Genomic DNA, 5,211 nt, shown 5'->3' on the forward strand with positions numbered 1-5,211 from the left:
TGATCAGCGTTGCCTTAGACGACGGCACGCATCCAGGCGGGCGCGGCCGTCGAATTCAGTCGCGGCGATCCATGGAAATGCGGCAAACGGCACGCACAGCGCGTGCGCCAGCGCCTCGCAGCCTCGCGGCTACCCGCCCTGCATCGCCACAGGTTTGGCGGGAATACACCCGGCCTGGATGAAGCGGGCTTAGCGACATTGACCGGGCTAGCGAACTCGCCCAGCGGGCTCGCCCACCGCGCATGGCGAGCGCCACCGGAAATCGATCAGGAAACCGCAGTCCTGACCGCGGCGAACGGCGGTGGAATGGCACGACCATCTGGGCTGGCGACAAGCACCTACGCAATCCACCGTCACACAGCAGTCCGCACGATGTACGACGTGCAGTCATTGCGGCGCGCAACGCCGCGCTGAGCAGCGCAACCTGCAAGCCGCGGCCACTTATGCCGGATCGGACGCGGGCTTGGCGGCCGGCTTGCTCTCTGCGGTTGCCGCCGGTTTGGCATCGCCACCGGCGCTGCTGCTCTCAGTGAGGTTCTTTTTTTTTCTCGCTGGCCGATTTGAAGTCGGTCTCGTACCAGCCGCTGCCGGACAGGCGGAACGACGGCGCAGTGACCTGGCGCTTGATCGTGGCCGCGGCGCAGGCCGGGCAGGTTTGCGGATCGGGGTCGGCCATTTTCTGCAGGCGGTCGAATGCGTGGCCGCAGGTAGTGCACTGGAAACCGTAGATGGGCATGGCAGGGATCAGCTGAAGACATTGCAAGGGGGGCAAATTCTAGACGCATGCGGGCTGGCAAGTGCAGCGCGTCGCCTGCGACGGGCGGCAGGCAGCCGGTGATGCATCCACATGGCCGGTGCCGGGCGACGGGGGCAATGCGCGATGACCGCTTCGATAGCCGCCCATGCCGATGGGCTGTGCGCAGGCATGGCTGGCGGCAACCCGGGGGCAAGCGCGGCGCTCGACACCTATGCGTGCGCGCCGTGCGAGCCACGCACGCATGGGTTGCGCACCCAAGCGACGTGACCAACGATCAGACGCCAAAACCGCCACCTGCGGCACTCGCATCCTCACGCGCAATCGCTAGAAAAAAGCGCGCACGCCCATGGCGGCGATCAAGCCGCACCGAGCAGGCTGTTACACTCGAACACGTGATCGACGCGCCTTTTCCCCCACGAGGGCCGCATCCATGTTGCGGTTGACTGCCTTATTGCTTGGCGTTGCCCTGCTGCTCACCGGTAGCGGGTTGCTCGGCACGCTGCTCGCCGTGCGTGGCGATCAGGCCGGCTTCGACGCGCGGGCGTTGGGCCTGATCATGTCCGGCTACTTCGCCGGCTTCTTTCTCGGCACCTTCTTCGCACCACCGCTGATTCGCCGCATCGGGCATATCCGCGCGTTTGCCTTTTATGCGGCGCTGGCAGCCATTGCGGTGTTGCTGCATCCGATCTGGCTGAACGCCTGGGGCTGGGGCGTGCTGCGCCTGGTGACCGGCGCGGCGCTGGTCGGCCTGTATACGGTGATCGAAAGCTGGCTCAACGCCGAGCCCGACGCACGCCGACGCAGCCGGGTGTTTTCAGTCTACATGGCGATCAATCTGTCGGCGCTGGCACTGGGCCAGGTCCTGCTCACCATCGGCGATGCGGGCGCACCGGCGATGTTTACGCTGACTGCGATCCTGTTCTGTGCCGCGGTGATGCCGGTGATGACCACGCGGCTGATTCCGCCCGAGGTGCCGCATGTATCGCGACTGCGGTTGGCCACGCTGTATGCCTTAGCGCCGGTGGCCACGGTTGGCGCCGGCCTTTCCGGCCTGGCGATGGGTGCGTTCTGGGGCTTGTTGCCGGTGTATGCCAACCGGATCGGGCTGGATGCCGACGGCGTTGCGATGTTCATGCTCACCGCCATCGTGGGCGGTGCCGTGCTGCAGTGGCCAATCGGGCGCATCAGCGACGGGCATGATCGCCGCATCGGCCCGGTGACCGTGAGCGCGCTGGCCGCCGGCATCGCGATCGCTGCCGCACTGCCGATGGTGCAGACGCAGACTACCGTGCTGTTCGTGCTGTTCTTTGTCTATGGCGGGCTGGCGTTTTCGCTGTATCCGTTCGCGGTGGCGCATATGCTCGATTATCTGCCGCGCGAAGACCTGCTTTCCGGCAGCAGCAGCTTGTTGCTGCTACATGGCGTGGGTGCCGCGGTCGGCCCGGCGTTGGCCGGCGGTGCAATGCAGAAATTCGGCCCGGCCGCGTTGCCAGTGTACTTCGCAGTGATGTTGCTGGCGCTGGCCGGCTTTACGCTGTCGCGGCTGCTGCGCTTCAGGCGCCGCCGCACCCATCCGATCGCCTTCCGCCCGATGCTGCGCACCACGCCGTCAGCTCTGGAGTTGATGCCGGAAACACAGCAGACCGAAGCACCACCACACGGCAAGCAACGCTGAGAACACCCGTTCGCGCTGTTTTCCAGGATGGTTGGATATTTCGGTCAGCGCGCTGCAGACGTGGGCGTGCGACCAGCACGGCGCTGATGCATATGGACACTTTGCTCGCGCTGATAGCAATCCAATGCACTGGCAAGCCGGTTGCAGTGAGGGATGATCTGCTACTTGGCTGCAGGGCTCTTGCCCGCTCACCATCGCCGGACACGCTGCAAGTACGTCCTTGTAGGCATGGATGCCGCCAACGAGCCCCCAGGGACGGGTTGACGGCGTGTCCCGCGAGCGGTGAGGACACCGCGCGCTCGACCGACTCAGCTGTTGACCTGAGCCGTTGATGACGCCTGAACGCCGCTTCGCCCCGAGCACTCGTTCGCTTGACTGGATGCATCCAGACAGCACCAGGCATTCGTCGGCTTGGCGATGAAGCTGCGTACATCCGGCTCGTGATCGCCAGCTCGCCTGTAGCGCGGTCATGATCACGCAACGCAAGCGCGGCAGTCTTCGCAGACCCCCTCCCCCGCTGTGGATTTCAATGGATTCGATGCCCTCCTTGCGCGTGCGCCATCCTGCCCCGCTAGCCCTACTGCTGATTCCGCTCACCCTACCGGCTTACGCACAGCAGGTTCCCGACGCTACAACCCCCGACCCGGTCGCGCCCGCACCGGCCAGCACTGGCGAGCAAGTTTCGACGCTGGATCAGGTGCAAGTGGTCGGGCAGGCAATGACCTATTCCAAGACCACCGTCAGCAAGGAGATGCTGGACCGCCAGTTCGTGCTGGGCAGCGTCAACGATGCGCTCAACGAACTGCCCGGCGTGGTGGTGACCGAAGCCGATGCCTTCGGCTCGTCGGATTGGGGCACGCAAATCAGCATGCGCGGCTTCGTCAGCAATCGCGATACGCAGCAAATCGGCACCACCATCGACGGCGTGCCCAATGGTGGCTCAGCGTACGGCGGCGGCTCCAAGGCCAACCGCTTTATCGACATGCCGGATCTGGAAACGGTGGAAGTCAGCCAGGGCACCGCCGACATCGCCTCGCGCTCCAACGAAGCCCTGGGCGGCACCTTGAATTACCTCACCGGCGACCCACTGGAAACGCAGCGTGTACGCGTGATCGGTGGCCTTGGCGATCACCAGGCGCGCAAGTACTACGCGCGCTACGACACCGGCCTGATCGGCGGCACTACGCGTGCCTGGGTCAGTGGTTCGTCGGCACGCAACGACGACTGGATCGACGGCAATGGCCACACCAGCCGCGATCACCTGGCCGGAAAGTTCGTCAGCGTGCTCAATCAGTGGACGCTCAGCGGCTACGCCTCTTACGACGATGCCGACGAATCCGAATACACCAGCGTGACCCCGGAGCAATTCGCGCGCGACCCGGAGCACGACCTGCTGACCGGTACGCTCACCGGCATTCCGTACCTGGACCAGAACTATCGCTCCGGCTCGCGTGCGTTGCGCAAGAATACGTTTGGCTACCTGCGCGGCGCGTTCGATGGCGGCAGCGGCTTCAGGACCACGTTGACCGGCTATGCGCACCGCATGCAGGGGCGCGGCGACTGGATTCCACCGTATCTGGTGGACGTCACAAACGATGGCGCCGGCGCACCCGAATCCGAAGCGCGTGGCGGCAACACCGTGTATGGCGGCAGCGATCTGGGCAAGCTGTATTACCTCACCCCCGGCGGCGCAGCTGCCACCATGCTGTCCGGTTGCGCCGGCAGCGAAGCGGTGCCGGCCGAATCCAATCCGGCCTGCTATCCGGCCGGTTCGGTGCCGGTGCAGTCGTATCGACATAGCCACTACGCCAATCACCGTGCCGGCGCGATGGCCGATGTGGAATGGCGCACCGATCTCGGCGCCATCGACAACACCGTGCGTGCCGGTGCCTGGCTGGAGCGGGTGGAGCGCAGCGTCACCCGCGACTGGCACCGCCTGCTCAACGTCGGCACCAACATCAGCTTCGATCATCGGCCCTACTGGGTGCAGTTCAAGGACAACTATCAGACCGACGAGCAGATGTACTACCTGGAAGACGTGATGCGCTATGGCGCGTTCGCCTGGCGCGTGGGCGTCAAGCAATTCTTTGTCGACCAGACCCGCGACCGCCGCATCGGCGATGCGCAGCACGTGGAATCGGATTCGCATTCCGATCCGCTCCTGTCGGCCGGCTTGACCTGGACCACACCGGTGCAGGGACTGGAAGCCTTTGCCGGTTACTCACAGAACTTCGCAGCCATCCCCTCCGGCGTGCTGGGCGAAACCGACCCGGTCGCGCTGAGCCGGGTGAAACCGGAAACCGCCGACAACATCGAACTCGGCCTGCGTGTCAGCCGCTGGCCGTTGACCGGCAGCGTCACGCTCTATGACATCCGCTTCGACAACCGCATCGTCTATGTGCCGGCCAACTTCGTCACCGGTATCGACTACCTGGGCGAAACCGATGGCGTTTACGAAAATTTCGGCGGCGTGCATGCGCGCGGCGTGGAAGCAGCGCTGGGTTACGGCTGGGACAACGGCTGGCGCATCAATGGGGCCTACACCTACAACAAGGCCGATTATCTGGGCAGCGGCGATGCCGCGCGCGATACCGCGCTGGAAATCACGCCCGGCGCGCAGGTGATAGGCCAACCGCGCAATACGCTGGTGGTGTCGGCCGACTGGCGCGGTCAGGCATGGCGCTTCGGTCTCTCCGGCCGCTACCTGGGCAGGCGCTACCTGGACGCCTCCAACCGCGCCGCACTCGATGGCGTGACCACCTTTAAGGCAACGCTGATC

The 5,211-nt window shown here is 65.1% G+C and carries 2 protein-coding genes and 1 pseudogene; 2 read left to right on the forward strand and 1 reads right to left on the reverse strand.

Annotation, left to right across the window (positions count from 1 at the left end):
• Nucleotides 1-441 precede the first annotated feature (441 nt).
• A pseudogene (locus tag XAXN_RS15140) lies at nt 442-736 on the reverse strand (FmdB family zinc ribbon protein).
• Between the two features lie 451 nt (nt 737-1,187).
• Between XAXN_RS15140 and XAXN_RS15145 the strand changes: the two are divergent.
• Both XAXN_RS15145 and XAXN_RS15150 read left to right on the forward strand, forming a co-directional pair.
• Entirely contained in the window at nt 1,188-2,432 is a 1,245-nt protein-coding gene (locus XAXN_RS15145; RefSeq protein ID WP_054320157.1) for an MFS transporter, read from the forward strand.
• A gap of 469 nt (nt 2,433-2,901) precedes the next feature.
• The coding region (locus tag XAXN_RS15150; protein ID WP_054320158.1) for a TonB-dependent receptor at nt 2,902-5,211 on the forward strand (2,310 nt) is incomplete at its 3' end.

Source organism: Xanthomonas axonopodis (assembly GCF_001304695.1).
In the GTDB taxonomy this organism is placed as follows: domain Bacteria; phylum Pseudomonadota; class Gammaproteobacteria; order Xanthomonadales; family Xanthomonadaceae; genus Xanthomonas; species Xanthomonas axonopodis.

Coding starts and splice junctions, on each gene's coding strand:
- XAXN_RS15145 (WP_054320157.1), top strand. CDS start 1,188: ATGTTGCGGTTGACTGCCTTATTGCTTGGCGTTGCCCTGCTGCTCACC.